Genomic DNA, 20,316 nt, shown 5'->3' with positions numbered 1-20,316 from the left:
GCTGACCGTGCCCTTTCTTAGGCCTGCATGGTTCTTAGGCCTGGATAAACTCCTGGCGCTGGCGCCCGAGGTCTTCCACTTCAATTTCGAGGACGTCGCCGGCCTTCAAATACGGGAAGCGCCCGGACATCGCCACCCCTTCCGGGGTGCCGGTGCAGATCAGATCCCCTGGTTCCAATACAAGATACTGGCTGAGGTGGTGAATGATGGTGGCGACGTCGAAGATCAGGTCCCCGGTGGTGGAGTCCTGGCGCGGATCGCCGTTGACCCAGCTGCGCAGCCGCAGGTTGCCGGCGTCGACCTCATCCGGAGTGGCCAGATACGGGCCGGTGGGGCAGAACCCGGCGCAGCTCTTGCCCTTGGACCATTGGCCGCCGGACACTTCGAGCTGGAATTCGCGCTCGGACAGATCGTTGACGGTGACGAAACCGGCGATGTAGTCCATGGCCTCCGACGGGGACGAGAGGTAGGAAGCGCGCGCACCGATGACGACGCCGAGCTCGACCTCCCAGTCCGTTTTGCTCGAGCCGCGGGGAATCGTGACGGCGTCATCGGGCCCCACCACGGTGTTGGGTGCCTTATGGAACAGAAGCGGGAAGGCGGGGGGAGCGGAGCCGGACTCAGCAGCGTGTGCGGCGTAGTTCAAGCCGATGCCATACACCGAGGAAGGCCTGGTGATGGGGGCACCGATCCGGAGGCCGTCGGCCTCCAGCTCAGGCAAGTCGCCGGCGGCCAGGGCTGCGGCGGCACGGGCTGGTCCGCCGGACGACCAGAAGTCCGCGGTGAGATCCGCAGTCACGGACGCGAGAGAGTAGTACTTTCCGCCGTCCAGGATGGCGGGGATTTCGGAGCCAGGTGTACCAAGGCGTGCAAACTTCATCGTTTCAGCTCTTTCTCGGAAGGCCGGATCGGGCATTGATGCCACAGCCCCGGGCCGGCGGTTCTAGAGGTGCTTTTGCGTCAGTCTAGGTCGCACCCGCGTGGGAACCGACTGTTACTGCAGCCCCGAGAACGACCCCCGAAGGTCGCCACCCCTTCCTGCCAATCAGGCCGCCGTCAGTTCATGGCCGCGGCGCCCACCGGCTGGCCGTTGAGGTATTCGAGCTGCCAGCCGTCGGCCGGGTGGTGGTGGGCCAGGTTGAGCAGCGCGTTGTCGATGCGCTCCAGCCGGCGCCCGATCGCACGGTTGAGGCTCAGCCTGAGGAGTGTGCCGTGGGCAACGACGAGGATGCGGCCGCCGCGGAACTCCTCGGCCAAGGCTTCAAGCGCGGCCAGACCGCGGAGTGCGGCCTCGTCCTCAGTCTCAGCGCCGAGGAAGCCGCCGGGGATGCGCAGCGCGTCCAGCTCGGGGCCGTCCTGCAGTCCTTCCGCGCGGCCAAAGCTGCGCTCGGCGAGTTCTGGGATGTGCCGGGCTACGCTGAGCCCCAGCCCGCCGGCAATCAGGTCCGCGGTTTCCGCCGCGCGGCCCAGCGGAGAGGAAACGACTGCGTCCCACTTGTAGCCGGACACGGCGGCGACCGCTTCCCGGGCCTGGCCGCGGCCGACGTCGTTGAGCGGAATATCGGTGGATCCCTGCAGCCGGCGCTCCGCATTCCAGTCGGTCTGGCCATGACGGATGAGGGCGAACGTTGTGAGGGTCATGGCTCCATTGTCCCTGATCGCCGATTGGCGCGGCACGAGGTGCTGCGCACGAAAGTTGATTGCGTCCCTATGCGAAGAAACTTGCCGGCCGTAGGCTCACTTAATGGGAAAGCGTGAGGCGAAGCTACTGGAACTGCTGGGACCTGAAGCAAAAGACGCAGGATCCCTGATCCCGCGGGCGTCCACCAGGTTGCTGCCGAGCAACGCTAAATTGGAAATTCTGAGTTTATTTGTGCAACTAGGTGGCATCCAGTCTCAACCCGATTTTGCAGCGGGCCCCTGGGATCTCCTATACCGGGGAAAGGTCTTGTTGGAGCTTGACGAGGAGCAGCACTTCAACAGGTACCGACGAACTTCTCTCGAACCGTGGGCGGGTCGTCTGCCGTGGGCCGAGCGCTATCTAAGGTTCAGTGCGGATTTCGAGCCCGAATGCTTGCGCAAGGGCGGACGTGGAGGATATTGGACGTCACCGGCTACCGAAAAAATGTTCGGGCCACCTGACCCATTCAGAAGCTTCGCTGGAAAAGGCTCGCCGCGGTGGAAACAGCGGGCGTTCTATGATGCGATTCGCGATGTGTACGCACTGTTCGTTCCGGGCGTTTCGCTTGCTCGCGTTTCAATGTATGACCGCGTCGGTGAATCCGAGCTCCACGAAGTACTTGACGGACGGGTTGAGTGCAGCCGGGCGGCGTTGGTGGATCTGATCGAAAGCCGGATAGTGTCTTAACCGTGAGGGCGCGCCTCCGAGATTCAGTGAACACCACCGCATTCCCACCGTGACGGTGGTTGATTGTGCTTAGGCAATGACTAAGTGATTCGCAGGCGGGCGTCAGCCTCGCTCAGGGTAGCGGCTCGCTCTTCGGAGCCTTCCCATCCCAACCAAGTTCTCGCAACATCCGGTCGATAACAGGCGCGGCGCTGCTGGCTCCGTTAGCGGCTGGCAGCGACTTGAGCGTGAGGAGAGCCTCCCGCAGTTTTCGCTCGTCGGGCGAGAGACCGCCGTCGTAGGCGTCAGCCAGAAGGAAAGAGTGGCTGTCCGATGAATAGGCTATGAGGGCGTCTAGGAAGATCTCCAGGGTGCGCGCCGCTTGCTCCACATCAGGCTCCGAAGAGTCTGGATCCGCCATGCTGACCAAACTCAAGTGTTTGCCCCACAGGTGTTGTCGCATCGAATCGCTGTCAAGCATCAGTGCCGTCCCGAAGTTACCGCCGGCCTCCTTTGCGGGCAGGGCTCGCCGCACGTCGTGCATGATCTCGTGGAAGTGGTCATCGGACAAGCCGAACCCGACAAAGAGGAGGTGGTGGGTGATTAGGTGCGCTTTGACGAGGGCTGAAAGAGCCTCTTTCGTGGCGCTGTAATCAAGGTAGTCGTCCCGGGTCAGCACAATTGACTCAGGCTCTTCGACTGAACCGTGGAGCTTCAGTACCCATTTGGCAACTGTGTCTCTACCCTTTCCCGGAATGACGTTTCTAGGGTTGCCTGCGTCCTCGGCAGCCGTCTCAAAAAGAGAATCGTAATTAAGCGTGATGGCGCCTTCGGAGGGCAAGCAGGCGAGAAGTGAAGGCGCGAGTCCGTATTTTTTCATGTCGACGGCGGACTTCACTGCCTCGCCCAAGGTGAGCTTCCCCGCAGCCTGTGACCGGTCCGCGTAAAACGTTCTGAGCACGGACGCCCGGTCTAGGTTGCCTAGTCCTTTGAGCGCGGTTTTCTCAAGTTCACTCAGACCCGCCTCTTCTGCGAGGTGTTCCAGCAGTCGCTCCCAGGTTGGAGCGCCGGCGCTGATACTCACGCCTGCACCAAGAAATGGCACGAGTATTCCAGCTTGGGCAAGCTCGGCGAGCTTTCTGGCCTCTGCCAAATGGGAATCGCGCAGCGAGGACCAGGCGGCGGGGCGGCCCCGGCGCTGCTGCTGAGCCAGTGCGAAGCCTGCCTGGTCCTGAAAAACAAAGACGACGTCGACGCCGGATCGTGCGGCTTCTGCGTACGCCTCTTCGAACAGCACGCGCAGGATCTCGCCGCGGTAGATGTTGCCGCCCCCATGGCCGGTGCCAAAGAAGGGGACGGCAAGAAGTGATCGGCCCGATGCGTTTCTATCACGGCGGGGACGGTCAACAAGGCCGTCCGTTGCAACGTCGAGAAACGCCCGAAATCTAGGCCGGAGATCTTCCGCGGCCTCGACCCCGTGGAACGGAACAGCAGTAAGGACCGGCATAGGTTCGTTGTCCGGCCAGTCTCCAAGGGCGACGGCGAAAGCGGTTTCGTTTCGGAGTGGCTCCAGATTATTGGCATTCAATGACTTTCGTAGCCGGGGCAGAGCAGTTGTCCAACCGGTTCCCGGTGAAGCCTTCCGATCGACTGGCAGCAGCCACGCGTCAGACTTGAAGTTGAGTATGTTGCCCATCGTGACGAAAATATGCCCGGCATTCATGGAGTCTGTCTATCAGGCGGCGCTGGCGGTTTCCTAGTAGTTGCAAGAATTTTGGGTGGATTGTGGGTTGGATTTGTGTCGGCGATGACGAAGAAGCCGGAAGCATCAGTTGCGTGGCGGCGGGGCGGCGCGTCCCCGCATCCCAAGGAGCAGCCACACTGTTCGCGGGACCGGCCACAGGATGGCCAGGGCGAGAACCGGCACGAGGAAAACGCCGACGTCGGGGAACTGGCGGATGATGACGAAGAGGTGGGTGTCGAACCGGGCGGGGGCGTAGATGAGGCACAGCCACAGCGCAAACCCGTCGAGGGCGAGGGCCACGGCGGCAAAGGCCAAGGAGGCCCACCGCTTTCTTGTAAGGGCAGGTCCGCGCGGGAACAGGAACCGGAGCGCCAGCCACAGGCTCAGCAGCTCCGCCAGCAGCAGTCCCAGCGCGACCGCCCAGCTGTAGCGCTGCAGCCAATCCTCATGCACCACCCAGGGCGCCGGCGCCTGGCCGTGGAGAATGCGCAGGACGTTGGCGTCGATGGCCCGCAGCCGTGACGGGGCGCCGGTGTCGTTGCCGTTGATGACCAGGGCGACGCCGAGCCGGGTGGACGGGACGAGGCCTAAATACGTGTGGCTATTGCCCCATTCACCCTGATGCTCCAGAAGCACCGGCAGCGCCGCCTCCGGGGCTGCGGGCGCTGCCGGATCGGTTGCCTCCACCAGCGGCCGGGCGAACCAGCCCATCGCGTACCGCTTGGAGCCGTCCACCTGCACCCGTGGCTCTAACATCGCCTCAACGCTCCCGGGCTGGAGAATCCGGGCGTCGTCGAATGCGCCGCCGTCGAGCAGTGCCATCAGTTCGTGGCTCAGGTCCTCGGCCGATGAGTACATCGTGGAGGACGGCATTCCGGTGGTGGGCGCGGGCACGTCGGTCTGCTGCCACCAGGCGCCAAACCACCGCGAGTAGCCGGCCGCTGCTGTGCCGGCGCGGGCCTCAGCCCGCGTCGGATGGCTGTCGGCCATCTCCAGAGGCCCGAACACGTGCTGTTTCAGGTAGTCGCGGAACGGCTGGCCGGTAACCGTCTGCACCAGAAGGCCCAGTATGTTGAAGTTGGCGCTGGCATACCGGAAAGCCGCGCCCGGTTCGCCGGCCAGCGGGGAGTCTGCCAGGGCCCGCACCCCTCCTCCGAGGGCTTCCGGGCCCTGCGCGTCGGAGGCTTCGAAGGCCGTGTCTTTCGAGGCCATGCCGCTGGTCTGATGGAGCAGGTGGCGGACGGTGATGGCTGACGAGCGGCTGCTGTTCAGCGTGAACCAGGGCAGGTAGGTCTGCACTGGCTCATCCAACCGCAGCCGGCCGGCCTCGACCTGCTGCATAACGGCGATCGCGGTGAGGGACTTGCTGGTGGAGGCCAGCAGCACCGGCGTCTGGGCGGTCATCAGCCGACCAGAGTCATCCGCGCGGCCAAAGGCGGCCGTGTGCACTTGCACCCCGTCGCGGACGACGGCGATGGCGGCGCCCGGAATTCCGAGAGTAGCGATTTGGTCCTGCAGGTAGGAGTCCAACTCCGCGTAGGAATACTCCGGATTCGGCATTGTGGCGGTCGGCGCAGCGGGAGCGGCAGGTGACGGAGGTGTGACGCCGCCGAGGACGCCCAATGCCAAACAGCACAACAGGAGCCAGAGCAATGACCTGGATGAGATCCGCATGCCCGCACCTGCACTTCGGCTGAGAGTCCCTTCACGGTATGACCGGGGCGCGAGGGAAACAATGGCCTGCCGTGCCGGCTAGGAAGTCATCGGCGGGGCTGGGGGGTCAATCGCTTTCATGCTCCGCCCCGGGGCCGACAGCAGTCCACCCTTGCCGTCCGCTGGATCCGCGGGATACGCTCTGTTGGCTCGGCCGATTGGCTCGGCATGGGAGTTGCACGCAGCCCGTTCTTGGGATGGCAGTCAGGGCATGGCCCGTACGGTTACAGGCGTGCGGTCTCCTCCGGTAGTTACTGGTAGCGCGCCATCAACGCAGAAGCCCAGCTTCATACTTGATGGAGAAAAATCATGAACAAAAGAATGCGGCGCCTCGCGCCTGCGGCAATGCTCGCGGCGTTGATGCTCGCGGGAGCACAACCGGCTTTCGCTGCCGATTTTCCTACCTCGGACCCCCTTCCCGGATGCCCCCTGTTCGACATCACTGTCAGCGGGACCAACGGCAACCAAACGACGAAGGTGACCCGCGAGAAGAACGGCTTCATACGCACCGTTGCAGGCGGGGACGGCTTTGTCCTTACCTTTACCAACGTGGATACAGGTAAGAGCATCACTGTGCCGACGAATGGGTCCGTGACGCACACATTGGCGCCGAAGCCACCCGCCAGCGGAACGACAACCTTTACCCTCACCGGTCAAAACGTGTTTATCTTCTTTCGGGGAGATACGGGTGGTGCCCGCACGATTCTCTACACAGGGAGGGCTGTGATCACCAACAACCCAGAAGGGATATCCACATTCCAAAGCGCCTCCGGGAAGCAGCGGAATCTGTGCGATGCTCTGGCTTAAACGCCTCAACATTGCAGGGCCCGATAAATCGACAGTGAGAGCAGGCAAGGGGCGGTTTACCGCGATGTATTTGTATTCCTGAAACGGTTGCAGGTTGCAGGCCGCCGCAGTGATGGCGGCCTGCAACCACTACAGATCTGGGCCACAAACCCGCTGTGGATCACGTATCGACCCCATCAAGTGACATGTCAGATTGCTCCAGGGCCTGACTCTGGGAACCAAAGTAACGGCGGGCGAGAGCCTGCCGGAGTGATACGGATCGTCGCGCGGAAGAACCCTTGTGTATAGAAGGTCTGGATCCGCAGCCAAAATCGGGTTATGCGTGACCCCGTCGGACCTCAAGCCCAACTCCCGGACGGCGGCGTAGATGACGCCCCAGATTGCCGTAGGACCAGGACCGCTCCCGACCCGCGAGAACGAGCAGCCGCTGCCGCAGACCGGCCCGGACTAGATGGCTGACGAGCGGCTGCTGTCCAGCGTGAACCAGGGCAGGTAGGTCTGCACGGGCTCATCCAGCCGCAGCCGGCCGGCCTCGACCTGCTGCATGACGGCGATCGCGGTGAGGCTCTTGCTGGTGGAGGCCAGCAGCACCGGCGTCCGGGCGGTCATCGGCCGCCCGGTGTCGTCCGCGCGGCCGAAGGCGGCGACGTGCACCGGCACCCCATCCCTCACGACGGCGATAGCGGCGCCCGGAATTCCGTGAGTAGCGATTCGGTCCTGAAGGTAGGAGTCCAACTCCGCGTAGGGCCTGCTCCGGATTCAGGGTTCCGGCGGCCGGCACAGCAGGAGCGGCAAGTGAAAGAGGTGTGGCGCCGCCGAGGAAGCCCGCGGCCAAGCAGCACAACAGGAGCCAGAGCAATGACCTGGATAAGATCCGCATGCCCGCACCTGCACTTCGGCCGAGAGTCCCTTCACGGTAGGGCCGGGGGTGGGGGGAAGACAATGCGGCACGGGCGCCTGCCGTGCTGATTCCTCTGCTCCGGGAAATGGATATCCCGGCATATTGACTGCCTCTGACCGGAGGAATAGCAGCTCTTCAGAATGCAGAGTGTAGTTTCGGTCTGAATCCTCCAGATTCCAGCAGTGATCTGGCGACGTAGTTGGTGAGATTGCGGAAGCCGAGGGCAGAGCCGCGCAGGTGTTCCAGACGTCCGTTGATTGCCTCCGTTGGGCCGTTGGAGGTGCCTGGTCGGTCAAAGTACGCGAGCACGTCTGCTGCCCTGCGTTTGAGTGTTCCGCCCATCTTTTTCAGTTCTTTCAGGGCGGCGGGGACCCCAGAGCTGAGGGAGTCAATGAGGGCCTGCATGAGCTTCTTACCTTGATCCTGGTCCTTCTCCCGGTAGGCGGCGATCATGCGTTGATACGCGCCCCACGTCGCTTCGACCTCGACATGCTTCTCCTCGGCGAAGAGGTCAGCAATTCGCTTTTGTTGTTTCTCGGTCAGCAACCCGTCACCGGTATGCAGCGTCAGCCGGGCCTTGTAGAGCGGATCCCCGGCCCGTCCCCGGTGCCCGCACGTGGCTTGCTGAACCCGGCGACGGCAGTCATTGAGTGCGTCGCCGGCAAGACGGACGACATGGAACGGATCCATCACCGCAACAGCGGAAGGCAGCTCTTCGGACGCGGCACTCTTGAACCCGGAGAAGCCGTCCATGGCCACGACTTCCACCCCGTCCCGCCACGCTTGAGGACGTTGTTTCAGCCAAGTAGCGAAGACCTGTTTGGAACGGCCCTCGACCATATCCAGCAGCCGGGACGGGCCGGTCTTGTCGCGAACCGGGTCAGGTCAATGATGACGGTGACGTACTTGTCTCCATGCCTGGTGTGTCGCCACACATGCTCATCAACGCCGATAATCTTCACCCCGTCGAAGCGGTTGGGGTCATTGATCAGCACACGCCGCCCTTCAGCCAGTACAGCCTTGTTCGCGGTATTCCAGGACACACCCAGGCCCTCGGCGACGCGGGCCACGGTGAGGTGCTGACACACGATGCCTTCCAACGCCCACACCAGGCCGCGACGGGAAAGCTTTGACCGTGGTTCGGCCGCCTGGGACGTGTCTTGCCGCCATACATGCCCGCACCCGGTACATCGATAGCGACGGATTCGTACCAGCAAGGTGGTTGGCCGCCAGCCGAAGGGTTCATGGCCAAGTTCCCGGGTCACTGTGTCCCGCGGGATGCCTTGGCAACCGCACTTGCGGCACCATTCGTCCGTGGCCACCACACGGCAGGCGATCACGGCACGATCGGCAGCAAGGAACTGCCCGGTCGCTTCCAAGCCAAGCTCGTCCAAGCGGCAGAAAGTAGTCAGGTCAGGGCATTGAAAGGTAGTTTTAAACACGAGGGCCTTGCGGTAGAAAAATCAGAACTAGACACTCCGATTCTTACCCAAGGCCCTCACCTATGCCGAACCAACTTCCCGGCCTCGGAAGTCACGCGCGCCAACCCCGGCTACACTCTGCATTCGGAAGAGCCGGAATAGCGTCGGCTTCAACGGGGTCGTCCCCGTTTTCGCGGATTCACCCATGGACTTCATCCCGCACCGAATATAGGCGGGGTCTACTCGCGCGCTCCGTTGTGGTGGCTGCGATTGCGCCCGGTGTGGCACCTGCCCCCGAGGCGACAACTGAAATGAGACTGCAGGAAAGGGACAGGTCATGGCGAAGTATCTGTTTGAGGCGACGTACGTGGGCCAAGGCATCAAGGGGCTCATGAAGGAAGGCGGCACCAAGCGGCGTGAAGCCCTAGCAGAGGCCCTCAAGTCTGTAGGCGGATCGCTCGAGAGCTTCTACTACGCCTTTGGTTACTACGACGTCCTGGGCGTTTTTGAGGTGCCGGACGATGCGAGTGCCGCGGCACTGTCGCTGATGGTCAATTCGACGGGGAACGTCAACGTTCGCCTGAAGCCCCTCCTGACGGTCGAAGACCTCGACGAAGCCGCCAAGAAGACGCCGTCCTACCGGGCTCCGGGGCAGTAGGGGCAGCAGCGATAGTAGGGGCAGGCCGGCACCCGGCCAGCGGGTGCCGCCGTCGTAAATTTACGACGGCGGCCCGCCGGCTCTGGGGAGGAGGAATGCACGAGCCGAGGGGAGGGCGGATTGGGAAGCGGCAGACGTGCCGTGCACGCTGATGCCGTCGGTGGAGCCGCTGCTGCACCCCTGTATCCTGACTATGCAGGTTGACTGGTTCCAGGGGCCATCAACCAAGCTCGGGTCGCGGCGGGATGACGGTCCGGAATCCTGGACGTAGCCAGCCACGTTGCCGACGATCCCCCGGACTCTTGGAATGGATCTTTATCTCTGACACGCCAGCCCCCGTCCAAACCCCGACGTCTGTCCTCACGCCTCCTAGCAGAGCCACGGCGGCTGAGGGTGCCCTCGTGACCTGGGCCGAGGCTGGTGAGAGCAGGAGCGCTCGATGGCGTTCGGCGAACGGCAGGCCGGCGCCGACGCGCGTCGAAGTGGTGTCCGACTCGCTCACCGCCGATGAAGCGAACCGGATGGCGTCACAGGGGATCGCGATGCTCTGGCACGGCGACTTCCACAACGCACGGCAGATCCTCAACGCCTTGGACCGGCGGATAGGTGCCGGAAAGAAAGGGAGCCCGGCAACTCCGGCCGATAAGTTCTACCGGCACCGCCAGTCCCGCTCGCACCGTGCGCGCGTTCTCGGCCTGCTGCTGATACCTCTTGATCCGGGCCCGGTGGTGCCGCTGCGCCGCGCACCGGACATCCGGCAGGCCGCGGCTGAAGCGTACGGAGAGATCGGCGAATCGTCCGTTGTGTCCCTGCATGAGCTTGTCGGGGCCATTGGCGCCCACGAGTGGCGACGAAATGGCGTCTACGTCGATGCCCTGCAGGACCGCATCCACCCGCACTACGGCACGTTCTTCCCCACCCGGAGTGAGTATGTGGACCTCGTGGCCGCCGCTGCGCTGCCCGCTGAGACGCTGGCGTTCGACGTCGGCACCGGCACCGGGGTGCTCGCTGCCGTCCTCGCGCGCCGCGGAGTCCGCCGTGTGGTGGCAACGGACAATGAACCGCGTGCCATCGCCTGTGCCGCTGAGAATTTCCGGAACCTCGGTGTCCAGGACCGTGCCGAGGCCGTCCTGACCGATATGTTCCCGCCCGGACGCGCGCCGCTGATCGTGTGCAACCCGCCCTGGATTCCGGCCACGCCGCATTCCAGCCTGGACAGTGCCGTCTATGACCCCGGAAGCAGGATGCTGTTCCGGTTCCTGAACGAACTCTCCGATCATCTTGAGCCGGGCGGGGAGGGCTGGCTGGTCCTCTCCGACCTGGCCGAGCACCTTGGCCTGCGGTCGCGGGAGGATCTGCTGGCCGCCATCGAGGCGGCCGGGCTGCAGGTGTTGGAACGGCTCGACACCAAGCCAACGCATCCAAAGGCATCGGACCGGGACGATCCTCTGTTCGAGGCGCGCGCGGCCGAGGTCACGTCCCTATGGCGGCTTGTTCCCCGCTAGTTGCCTGCGGGATCTCTGAGTATTAGGAGAACCAAATCCTGGCGGGAAGACTACAACCAGCCTCGGGGCCGATGCCAGCATCCCTCCGAGGGCGAGGTGGCCGGCCGACTGCTGGCTACGGCGACGGATCCGTCCAAGGTGCCCTACCCCGCCACCGCCGCCTTCGCGGCCCGCGAGGCTTCCATCCACTCCGTCAGCCACGGGGCCCGGACGCTCGAGGTGATCCGGCAGTCGGCCACGAAGGTTCCCTTCGCGCCGGCGTCGATCCAGTCCTGAAGCGCGGACAAGTCCTCCAGTGAGCGGATGATCGCCGACTCGGCACCAAGAGCCCGGGCGATCCCGCTGAAGTCCACTTCCGGGATCAGCATGGGCTTTTCGGTCAGGCCCTGGGACCCGTACTGGTGGATTTCGGCTCCGTAGGCGGCATCGTTGTAGATCACGACGACGGCGCTGCCGGCCGCGCCGATCAGCGATTCAAGGTCGGACAGGCCCATCAGGAAACCGCCGTCGCCGGAGGCCAGCACCAGGGTCCGGCCGTCCTCCACTGCGCGGGCTGCCCCGACGGCGCTGGCAAGGCCCAGCCCGATGGTCTGGTAGGCGGTCCCCACCATGACCAGGTCCTGTGGCCTCGGGATGCGCCAGTACATGGGTGCCCAGCCGACGAAGTGCCCGCCGTCCTGGACCACTGTGCGGCGCTCCGGCAGCACCACATCCAGTGCCGTGGCAAGGGTGCGCGGGTCCAGCCGGCCGTCCGGCGTCTCCGCTGAGCCTGGATGGTGGGCCGGTCCTTCGGCCAGGCGTTTGCGGGCTTCCGCGCGCCAGACTTCTGCGGGGCTGGCGGCCGGCGAGGCCGGGTCATCCAGCATCGTAAGGATGCGTCCCGCAGCAGACTTCACGTCCGCGCTGACGAACGTGTCCACCCGGGGGTGCGTCGGCTGCAGGGCGGCGTCGATCTGGATGACCGTGCTGTCCGGGCCGAGCAGGTGCCCGAACCGCATGGTGAAGGGGCTCAGGCTTGCTCCGGCGACGAGGACGACATCGGCCTCGCCCATGAGCCCGGCCGCGGTGTCAGTGCCGAAGCCGCCCGCGACGCCGAGATACCCGTCGCCCTGGAGGAGGTTGAGCGCCAGCGCGGTTCCGGCGGTCAGCGCGCCGAGACGGTCGGCGAGCTCCCGGAGCTCCGGGCCGGCGCCGGCGAGATGTGCGCCGCGGCCGGCGAGGATCAGCGGGCGCTTCGCCCCGGCGAGCAGGCGGGCAACCTGCGCCAGGCCGCCGTCGGCGTTCTCACTCGCGGCCGGTGCCAACGGCGCCGGAAGCTCTTCATCTGCCGCCTCGAGTGCCGCGAGGTCGTAGGGGATGGCGATCACGACGGCGGTGCGCTTGGTGAGTGCGTACTCCACCGCCTGCTGCGTGATCGAACCCGCGGCGTCGCGGGTGACGGTGAAGGTGGCCGCGCCGAGGCCCGCGGCGATTGCTGCCTGGTCCACGTCCTGCGGGCGGGCGCCGCTGGTGGGGGCGTCCCCGGTGACGAGCACGACGGGGATCTGCGCCTGGACCGCCTCGGCCAGGGCGGTGAGGGCGTTGGTGTAGCCGGGGCCGTAGGTGGTGGTACCCGCTGCGAGACGTCCTGACGTCCGGTAGTAGGCGTCGGCTGCGGCGATGGCGGCGCCCTCGTGCCGGACGGCGGAGAAGCGGAGGCCCAGCTTCTCGGCGGCGTCCAGGAAGTGGACGTTGCCGTTGCCCATGACACCGAAGAGATCGGTGAGGTAGCTGCCGAGAACCTGTGCCACGCGGCCGGAGACGGTGAGGGAAGTCATGAAGGAAGCGTGTGTGCTGGGTCACGAATTGGCAAGAGCCTTATTTCTGACTGGGACTTTTGGCAGTCAGAGCGCGGTTGGAGTGAAAATCTGCACACTGGGAGCGGCGCCCATCCGCCCTACTGGGCCGGGCGGGAGTCCTGCTCGGAGAGCCGGGCCAGCAGCCCGTCGTAGCGCGGGGGCACGAGTTCCAGCACGGAAATGGCGGTACTGGTCCGCTGGATGCCGTCGATTTCCAGGATCTCGTTGGTAATGCGGTAAAGGTCGGCCGTGCCGCGAGCCACCACCTTGGCCATGAGGTCAGCATCGCCGGTGGTGGCGTGCACCTCGATGACTTCCGGGATCGCGGCGAGCCCGTCTTCCACCGCCCCGGTGCGCGTCTGGCTGATGGACAACGACAGGAAGGCCATCAGCTCATAGCCCAGCGCGACGGGGTCCAGCCTGCGGCTGAAAGACCTGAGCGCTCCGCTGCGCTCGAGCCGCGCCAGCCGGGCATGGACGGTGTTCCGCGCAACGCTCAGCGTCCGCGAGAGGGCCAGGGCGCTGGCTTCGGGGTCCTTGTCCATGGCCAGGATGATCCTGCCGTCGAGGGAATCCAGGGTGCGAGGGTTCGGGTTGGTCATATTTTCACCGCAGTCAGTAGAAGTTGAGCAGAAGTCCCAATGGGATGAGGGTATCTTGCATTGTGGGTCGGGTCACAACCATGATCGGTCCTCATGACCCACGATCAGCTCCTGACCGCGCCGGAGACAGCGTTCCCCACCCTTCGTGGCGCTGTGGCCGGACTTCCGTCCTACGTTCCGGGACGGCGGAGTGCCGGCCTGGACATTGCAGCCCTCGCCAGCAACGAAAGCCACTACGAGCCGCTGCCCGCGGCCGCCGCTGCAGTGACCGAAGCGGCCGGCACCATGAACCGATACCCGGACAGTGCCGCCGTCGGACTCCGCGAACGGCTCGCACGGCACTTGGGCGTCACCGTCGGGGAGGTCGCGGTGGGCCCCGGCAGTGTGGGGGTCCTCCAACAGATCATCACCGGACTGTGCGACGCCGGCGATGAAGTGATCTTCGCCTGGCGCTCCTTCGAGGCGTACCCCATCCTGGTGGAGCTGGCCGGCGCCCGGCCGGTCCGCATCCCGCTGGACGCCGCCGAGGGCCACAACCTCGAGGCCATGGCCGCGGCCGTCACTGACCGCACCAAAGTGATCCTGCTGTGCACCCCCAACAACCCCACCGGCGTACCGATCAGCCACGAGCGCATCGAGGTCTTCCTGCGGTCCGTCCGTTCCGACATCCTCGTGGTGATCGACGAGGCCTACGTGGAGTACGCCGACGCGGGCAGCGGCCCTGATTCCCTCTCGCTCTACCGCCAGTACCCGAACGTCTGCATCCTGCGCACCTTCTCGAAGGCATACGGACTCGCCGGCCTGCGCGTGGGCTACGCCGTGGCCGCGCCGGCCATCGCCGAGGGACTGCGCCGCACCGCCCTGCCCTTCTCGGTGAGTGCGCTCGCCCAGAAGGCTGCGATCGCGTCCCTGGATGCCGGGGAAGAGATGGAATCCCGGGCGGCAGCCGTCAAGCAGGAGCGCGCCCGGATGGCCGCGCAGCTGGAAGCGCAGGGCTGGAAACTGCAGCCAAGCCAGGGCAATTTCCTCTGGATTCGCGCGGATGACAGCCTTCGGGCAAGGCTGGTGGACGCGTTCGACCGCGCAGACGTCCTGGTCCGGGGATACCAAGGCGACGGCGTGCGGATCACCGTTGCCGATTCCGCCGCCAACAATCGCGTGCTCCGGATCCTGGAAGCCCACGCCGCCTGACACCCGACTGACCCAAACCCCTTCCGTTCCACCCGAAACCAAAGGACACCCCATGGAACAACAGACAATGACGTCTGGGCGCCCGCTCGGCGCCGCACTCAAACCCCGCCAGCTCACCATGATGGGCCTCGGAAGCGCCATCGGCGCGGGCCTGTTCCTCGGCTCCGGCGCCGGCATCCAGGCTGCCGGACCGGCCGTGCTGATCTCCTACCTCGTGGCCGGCACCCTCATCATCCTGGTGATGTGGGCCCTCGGCGAGATGGCCGCCGCCAACCCGGACAGCGGCGCCTTCTCGGTCTACACCGCCAAGGCGTACGGCCCGGTGGCCGGCGCCACGGTGGGCTGGCTCTGGTGGCTGCAGCTCGTGGTGGTCATCGCCGCCGAAGCACTCGGCGCGGCAGTCCTGCTGGCCACCATCTTCCCGGCCCTGCCGGTGTGGCTGATGGCCTTCGTTTTCATCGTGCTGCTCACCGCCGTGAACCTCACCAGCGTCAAGAACTTCGGTGAATTCGAGTTCTGGTTCGCCCTGCTCAAGGTAGCGGCGATCGTCGGGTTCCTTATGGTGGGCGCTGCGCTGCTCTTCGGCTGGCTGCCGGGCGTGCAGTCGCCGGGGCTGTCCAACTTTGCGGGTGCCGGGTTCGCGCCCAGCGGTTTTGCCGGGATTGCGACGGCGCTCTTCGTGGTGGCGTTCGCGTTCGGCGGCACTGAGATCGTCTCCGTGGCGGCAGCCGAGACCGCAGAGCCTGCCCGCAGCGTGAAGAAGGCTGTCCGCACGGTGCTGTGGCGCATCCTGGTCTTCTACATCGGTGCGATCTTCGTGATCGCGGCGGTTGTTCCGGTAGGTTCGGCGGGGCTGAAGAGCCCGTTCGCTGCCGTGCTGGAGGCCGCCGGCATGCCCGGCGCCGCCACCGCCATCACCCTGGTGGCCGTCGCTGCGCTGCTCTCGGCTCTCAACGCCAACCTCTACGGAGCCTCCCGCATGGCATACTCCCTCGCAGAGCGCGGTGAAGCACCACGCCTGCTTGCCTCGGTGTCCAAGGCGCGGGTCCCGGTTGTTGCAGTCCTGGCCAGCGTTGCCTTCGGCGTTGTCACGGTTGTGCTGGAGCTGGCCTTCCCCGAACTGGTCCTTGCCGTCCTGCTCAACATCGTTGGGTCGACGTGCCTGCTGGTGTGGACATCCGCACTCCTGGCCCAGCTCGCCCTGCGCCTCCGCGCCAACCGTGAGGGCACGGAGCTTCCCCTGCGGATGCCTGGTTTCCCCTGGCTGACGGTGTTTGGTCTGGTGATTCTCGCGGCGATCTTCACGGTGGGCTTCATCGGCGAGGATTCCCGTCCGCAGCTCCTGAGCACTTTTATTCTTGTAGGGGTCCTCGCGGTGGCGAACTGGATGAATCACCGGAACCGGAAGGCTGCGCCGGTTGGGGAGTCCTCGGAGCGCGCCAAGGAGCCGGCGCTGATCGACTAAGTCATGTGGAAGCCGCACCCGTTCGCGGTTCGGCGCACGCGGAGGGCGCGTCCGGCCTGGCCGGGCGCGCCGTTCCGCCTTGCTGGGCTGGCCAGGCGCATGAACGGGCCGGGGGACGGGTGCGTCGAAGGCTATGCACCGCTGAATCGGCTTGAGTGCCCAGCGAGAAGCCGTGGCCATGTGCGGAACACACCATGCGATGAGCAGCGTGGTGTCCGAAGTGTCAGCTGCCGTCGGGTCGCCCGTGTCGGACGAGGCAGCGCGGTGGAGCCGCGCTCGATCAGCCGCCGTTGATGATCAAGAACCGTTGGTGCGCGGACGGGGTTGCTGCCAGTCACGGGCGAAGTCATCTTTGACGAGAGGCCAGACCAGATGGCGCCCGTCGTCTACTGAGCTGACCGTGCCAGGCAGTGGTGGAAGCAGCACGAACTCGTGCGGGATCACTCTGCCTGCTGAATCGCGACGTTTCTCCGGATCTAGAAACCGAAACGCAACCGTATCCGCGCTTGCTCGGAAGGCTTCCGTGGTTTCCTCGACTCCGGAAAACGCGGCTTCGTAAATCTCAAGTGGGTTCGACTGACCTGCAGTGCGCAGGAAACGGAAGCCCCAGTTTCTCCCGCGGGTAGCCCAAATGAAGGCAATCTCATGGTCTGTGGAACTGGTGTCGGAGGTCACGAGCGGCTCCTCAGCAGGACCTTCTCACCGTCACCACGGTCTAGCTCCAGCTGGAAGCCGGTCAACGTTTCGGTGAGGAAGTCGTGCTTTGCTTTCGCTTCAGCATGCAAATCCAGCACCTTGGTCCCGGTGAGATCGAGCACGGTCTGTATAAGGAATGGGCCTATCAGGGCCACAGCGTTGCCGAACGGGCCAGGAAGTCGTACTAGGAGAGCGGGCAGTCTATCGTTTCTAATGAAATCGGCCACCGGCCTGGCCACGCGCAGCAAATGCTCGGCCACGTTTGCGCCTTTTCGCATTGCGAGTGCCCAGCGGACATAACGAGAGAAGGGAAGCATTGCCGCAATCGGCAGGATCAAATCCAATCCCACACGCTTGCTCACCTCAATCTTCCCGGGCTCGAACTGGGCAGAGGACAGCAGCACAAAATCGTCCCCCACTGACAACGCCTCAGGAACTTCCACGAACGTTGCGATCACCTCTTGCAGTTTGTTCAGCTCTGCTCCGGCTTTCTCTACGAGCAGGTCCCGGAAATCGATCACATCCATGTCCGGCAGCAGATCGGCTTTCGACAGTGCCATCAGCCAGATCCGCGGGAACGTCACCAGCGGTTTGCCATCTTGCAAAAGGTTGTCACGCAGCTTGAGCAGCTGATTGCTGAGGTTGGTGAGAAGCGCTTTGAGGTATCGCTCCTCCTCGCCCGCATTGTCGAGAAGCCGCTGGCCATCCACCAACACGAGCGCGACATCGGAACCCAGCAGAGCTCGGAACGTGTGTATCCGGCGATCTTCTTCTTCCGGCTGCGGCTCCGTTTCGAGCCACTCGCCGGGGTAGTCGTGCCACACCAGGCGAAGTTCTTCGGGAGCCTTTGTCCTCGCCCTGGAAGCCGTCCCCGGCTTGCGTTTGATCGAAAACGCGTAAGACGTCGCGGAAAACCGAGTCTGCATCGGTAGCGCGGCTGAATTCTTCATGCCGAGGTAGTTCTGATGCAAACGTCGACCTTGAGCGTTATCGCCTGCGAGAACGTCGAATTGCTTCGTGCCGGAGAGCAGCTGCTCCACCGCTAATCCGTAGAAGGAGGACAAAAGCACCGTCTTGCCGCTTCCGCTCTCGCCGAATACGGCAATCTGTTGCTCTCGTGCGACCTTATTCTGCTCCATAGGACGAACTTACGGCACGACCGCGTGATAGGAGTGCGTGTGTGCGGTAACCAATAGTGTGTCGGAAAAACATGGCATGCAGCACAACTCAAAGCCCGGTTGACGCCAAACGATCACAGAACGCCGCCACAATCCGCTGAACTTTATAGCAAACGAGGGGGCGGGGCCAGGTAGCCCCCGGCTCCTAGGTTGTCGTTCGTTGGCTGGGTTACAAAAAATGAAAACCCAGAAGTTTTTGTAAGCCACTTGATGCCTTTTCTGTCAGAGCGTCCGCCTACAGTGCTTCCATGACTCCCGATGAAACAACCCCCACCTCTGAATCGACGACAAGACGGGCTGCCACGCGGCGGTGCCCGGTGTGCGGCCACGAGGGATGGCGGATTGCCTACGGGATGGTCATGCCGTCGGCGCGCCAAAAGATGTCCAAGACTGAGTTTGCTGGCTGCGTGATCGTCGAAGAACAGCGCATCTACCCGGCCACTGGAAAAGTCGAATGGGGCACACCTAAATGGGCGTGCCAGAATCCGGAGTGCCGCCACCGATGGTGGTGAGGGTCGGACATTTTGCGGTCAGGACCGGCATATGCGGCCGGTCATCTCGACACGTCAGCGGGCCTCCAGATCTGCGCTCTCGACAGAATCCGACCCAGTTCAGAACCGCCTGCCTCCGCCAGTAACCCGGAGTCGCCGACCACGATCAGGAGGCTCCGTGCCCGAGATAGCCCCACGTACAGTTGCTCCGCCGCACGCTTAGGCTCCTTGAATCCGTTCACGCACAACACCACGACGGAGCGCTCCAGACCCTTGAAGCCCAGGACATGGCCATAGAATTCCCGTTCGTTCGCGTGGAACTCGCGCCAATAGTCCGCGGTCGTGCCGGTCTCGAAGAACTCTCGATGGATAGGGTGCCGTGCTTTGGTCGTCAACAGGGCGATTTGGTTGTTCGACCACCCCTCCTCGATAAGGGCATCGACACAATCCTCAGCCGCGTCCAGGGCCTCCTCGGTGGCACATTCAACTCGACGGACAGGCAGTCCCGTGCTGCCTCTCGGAGTGAAGTGCTCGCCGGCGAACGACTTGAATGTATCGGCGATCTTTCGGGTGTTCCGGAGATTGTCGTCAATGTGGATGGGCACCAGACCAACCGCCGGATGACCGGAATCTCCCAAGGCGCCGGTCCAACGGCTGTAGACGTCCTGATGATCGTCCTGGAACGCGAAGACTTCGCTGGTGTCCGGGTCCTTCGTGCAAGCTAACAGCGCTTCCCACCACAGCGGCGCGAAATCCTGAGCTTCATCCACGACGACGGCGTCCAGCTTCAGCGACGCGTCCATGGTGGCGGCGAGCGATTTGAGTTGCCGGGGCATTTCCTCATCGAAGTAGGCCTGCCCGGCGCCGTCCGGCACGCCGAGCCCGCGGGCGTAGTCGTGGAACTCCCCGGTGAACGCGGGCTTGGCTTGGCGCCAGGGCGCTACCTGGTCCTGAAGGTACTGACCGAGGCCCTTGTTGTAGCAGAACAGGCCAACCCGTTTCCCGGACTTGGCGAGCATCTTCGCCTTTTCCACAGCCAGCCACGTCTTTCCGCTGCCGGCGCCCCCGGTGAACTGCACACGGCGCAGTGACCGCGTTGCGCGGAGCAGCACGGCCTGTCCTTCGGTCAGATGGTCCTGCACGTACTCGTCCTGCGCAGGGTCCTGGTGGTCGCCGCCGGGCTCAAGAGTTCCGCTTAGCTGGCGAACGATCCGCTCAGTGAAGGCCGCGGCCAGTGGAGTAGCGCCGCCTCCCTCCTGTTCGATTGCCCGACGGACGAGTTCAGCGGCGGATCGCATATCCGTCTGGTCCAGGACCAAGGTTCGCGGGCAACCAGCGATGTTCCACGTCTGATGAACCTTTGTGTATGGAAAGGCCACGAGGTAAGCGAATCGACTAGTCAGACGAGACCCGATTTGGCCGCTGATCCAGTTCTTGAAGGCGTGCTGTGAACCCTGCGACTGGGCAACCGGGCTCTGAATCTTGCGCTTGTCGCTCCTGTCCGACTGGTACCACTGGGCATCTCCAACGGAGATCTGGCCGCCTTTGACTTCAATGGCGGCCATGCCGACTCCGGGCCAAAGGACCAGCAGATCAATTTCGTGCTCTGACCTGCCGTCCCGAACCTGGACGGAGTGAGCCAGCACCGCCTCCTCCGGCAGGCTGGCCTTCAGTGCTTCCCAAACGGCTTTCTCGGCCAACTGGCCATCGCCAAATTCAGGCTCGGCTGGAATGCATCTCATCGCTGTACCTCTCTCTG

Annotated in this window: 18 protein-coding genes and 1 pseudogene; 8 read left to right on the top strand and 11 right to left on the bottom strand. The window is 64.2% G+C overall.

Annotated elements, in window-relative coordinates:
- Window positions 1–34 precede the first annotated feature (34 nt).
- Together KY499_RS07910 and KY499_RS07905 are read right to left on the bottom strand one after the other, a co-directional pair.
- On the bottom strand, window positions 35–880 hold the full coding sequence (locus KY499_RS07910) for a fumarylacetoacetate hydrolase family protein (protein WP_219886739.1): 846 nt from the start codon (window positions 878–880) through the stop codon (window positions 35–37).
- Window positions 881–1,056: 176 nt separating this feature from the next.
- Window positions 1,057–1,641 (bottom strand): histidine phosphatase family protein, encoded by a 585-nt coding sequence (locus KY499_RS07905; protein WP_219886738.1) that lies wholly within the window; start codon window positions 1,639–1,641, stop codon window positions 1,057–1,059.
- Window positions 1,642–1,744: 103 nt separating this feature from the next.
- On the opposite strand from KY499_RS07905, the gene KY499_RS07900 reads away from it, so the two are divergent.
- On the top strand, window positions 1,745–2,368 hold the full coding sequence (locus tag KY499_RS07900) for a hypothetical protein (protein ID WP_219886737.1): 624 nt from the start codon (window positions 1,745–1,747) through the stop codon (window positions 2,366–2,368).
- Between the two features lie 112 nt (window positions 2,369–2,480).
- Here KY499_RS07900 and KY499_RS07895 read toward each other — a convergent pair whose 3' ends face one another.
- On the bottom strand, window positions 2,481–4,070 hold the full coding sequence (locus KY499_RS07895) for an SIR2 family protein (protein WP_219886736.1): 1,590 nt from the start codon (window positions 4,068–4,070) through the stop codon (window positions 2,481–2,483).
- Window positions 4,071–4,175: 105 nt separating this feature from the next.
- Window positions 4,176–5,765 carry a serine hydrolase gene (locus KY499_RS07890; RefSeq protein ID WP_219886735.1) on the bottom strand — a complete coding sequence of 530 codons (1,590 nt, stop codon included), beginning with the start codon at window positions 5,763–5,765 and terminating at the stop codon, window positions 4,176–4,178.
- Window positions 5,766–6,113: 348 nt separating this feature from the next.
- On the opposite strand from KY499_RS07890, the gene KY499_RS07885 reads away from it, so the two are divergent.
- Window positions 6,114–6,611: a hypothetical protein gene (locus tag KY499_RS07885; RefSeq protein WP_219886734.1), complete on the top strand. Its 498-nt coding sequence runs from the start codon at window positions 6,114–6,116 to the stop codon at window positions 6,609–6,611.
- A 447-nt stretch (window positions 6,612–7,058) separates the two neighbouring features.
- Here KY499_RS07885 and KY499_RS07880 read toward each other — a convergent pair whose 3' ends face one another.
- Window positions 7,059–7,346 (bottom strand): serine hydrolase, encoded by a 288-nt coding sequence (locus tag KY499_RS07880; RefSeq protein ID WP_258191017.1) that lies wholly within the window; start codon window positions 7,344–7,346, stop codon window positions 7,059–7,061.
- 301 nt (window positions 7,347–7,647) lie between these two features.
- Window positions 7,648–8,906 (bottom strand): annotated as a pseudogene (locus KY499_RS07875) (ISL3 family transposase).
- Here KY499_RS07875 and KY499_RS18155 point away from each other — a divergent pair.
- From KY499_RS18155 to KY499_RS07865, 3 genes are all read left to right on the top strand, one after another.
- A complete protein-coding gene (locus KY499_RS18155; protein WP_258191133.1) occupies window positions 8,796–9,095 on the top strand; it encodes a hypothetical protein in 300 nt (99 codons plus the stop codon). The pseudogene KY499_RS07875 and the gene KY499_RS18155 overlap by 111 nt on opposite strands.
- 175 nt (window positions 9,096–9,270) lie before the next feature.
- Window positions 9,271–9,591: a GYD domain-containing protein gene (locus tag KY499_RS07870; protein WP_219886733.1), complete on the top strand. Its 321-nt coding sequence runs from the start codon at window positions 9,271–9,273 to the stop codon at window positions 9,589–9,591.
- 401 nt (window positions 9,592–9,992) lie between these two features.
- Entirely contained in the window at window positions 9,993–11,096 is a 1,104-nt protein-coding gene (locus KY499_RS07865; RefSeq protein WP_219886732.1) for a class I SAM-dependent methyltransferase, read from the top strand.
- A 143-nt stretch (window positions 11,097–11,239) separates the two neighbouring features.
- On the opposite strand, the gene KY499_RS07860 is transcribed toward KY499_RS07865, so the two are convergent.
- Together KY499_RS07860 and KY499_RS07855 are read right to left on the bottom strand one after the other, a co-directional pair.
- Complete coding sequence (locus KY499_RS07860) at window positions 11,240–12,913, bottom strand: thiamine pyrophosphate-binding protein (RefSeq protein WP_219886731.1); 1,674 nt, start codon at window positions 12,911–12,913, stop codon at window positions 11,240–11,242.
- A gap of 119 nt (window positions 12,914–13,032) precedes the next feature.
- A complete protein-coding gene (locus KY499_RS07855; RefSeq protein ID WP_219886730.1) occupies window positions 13,033–13,536 on the bottom strand; it encodes an Lrp/AsnC family transcriptional regulator in 504 nt (167 codons plus the stop codon).
- Window positions 13,537–13,629: 93 nt separating this feature from the next.
- Between KY499_RS07855 and hisC the strand changes: the two genes are divergently transcribed.
- On the top strand, window positions 13,630–14,727 hold the full coding sequence (gene hisC / locus KY499_RS07850) for a histidinol-phosphate transaminase (RefSeq protein ID WP_219886729.1): 1,098 nt from the start codon (window positions 13,630–13,632) through the stop codon (window positions 14,725–14,727).
- Between the two features lie 52 nt (window positions 14,728–14,779).
- Window positions 14,780–16,192: an amino acid permease gene (locus KY499_RS07845; RefSeq protein ID WP_219886728.1), complete on the top strand. Its 1,413-nt coding sequence runs from the start codon at window positions 14,780–14,782 to the stop codon at window positions 16,190–16,192.
- Between the two features lie 297 nt (window positions 16,193–16,489).
- On the opposite strand, the gene KY499_RS07840 is transcribed toward KY499_RS07845, so the two are convergent.
- Together KY499_RS07840 and KY499_RS07835 are read right to left on the bottom strand one after the other, a co-directional pair.
- On the bottom strand, window positions 16,490–16,867 hold the full coding sequence (locus tag KY499_RS07840) for a hypothetical protein (protein WP_219886727.1): 378 nt from the start codon (window positions 16,865–16,867) through the stop codon (window positions 16,490–16,492).
- Window positions 16,864–18,027: an ATP/GTP-binding protein gene (locus tag KY499_RS07835; protein ID WP_219886726.1), complete on the bottom strand. Its 1,164-nt coding sequence runs from the start codon at window positions 18,025–18,027 to the stop codon at window positions 16,864–16,866. The genes KY499_RS07840 and KY499_RS07835 overlap by 4 nt, the downstream gene beginning before the upstream one ends.
- Window positions 18,028–18,314: 287 nt before the next feature.
- Between KY499_RS07835 and KY499_RS07830 the strand changes: the two genes are divergently transcribed.
- Window positions 18,315–18,578, top strand: a complete 264-nt coding sequence (locus KY499_RS07830; RefSeq protein ID WP_219886725.1) for a hypothetical protein — start codon at window positions 18,315–18,317, stop codon at window positions 18,576–18,578.
- 41 nt (window positions 18,579–18,619) lie between these two features.
- On the opposite strand, the gene KY499_RS07825 is transcribed toward KY499_RS07830, so the two are convergent.
- Window positions 18,620–20,299, bottom strand: a complete 1,680-nt coding sequence (locus KY499_RS07825) for a nuclease-related domain-containing DEAD/DEAH box helicase (protein ID WP_219886724.1) — start codon at window positions 20,297–20,299, stop codon at window positions 18,620–18,622.
- Between the last annotated feature and the right edge of the window lie 17 nt (window positions 20,300–20,316).

Origin of the sequence: Arthrobacter sp. PAMC25284 (genome assembly GCF_019443425.1) — a bacterium.
Classification (GTDB): Bacteria; Actinomycetota; Actinomycetes; order Actinomycetales; family Micrococcaceae; genus Arthrobacter; species Arthrobacter oryzae_A.
This window is presented reverse-complemented; position numbering and strand designations above follow the sequence as displayed.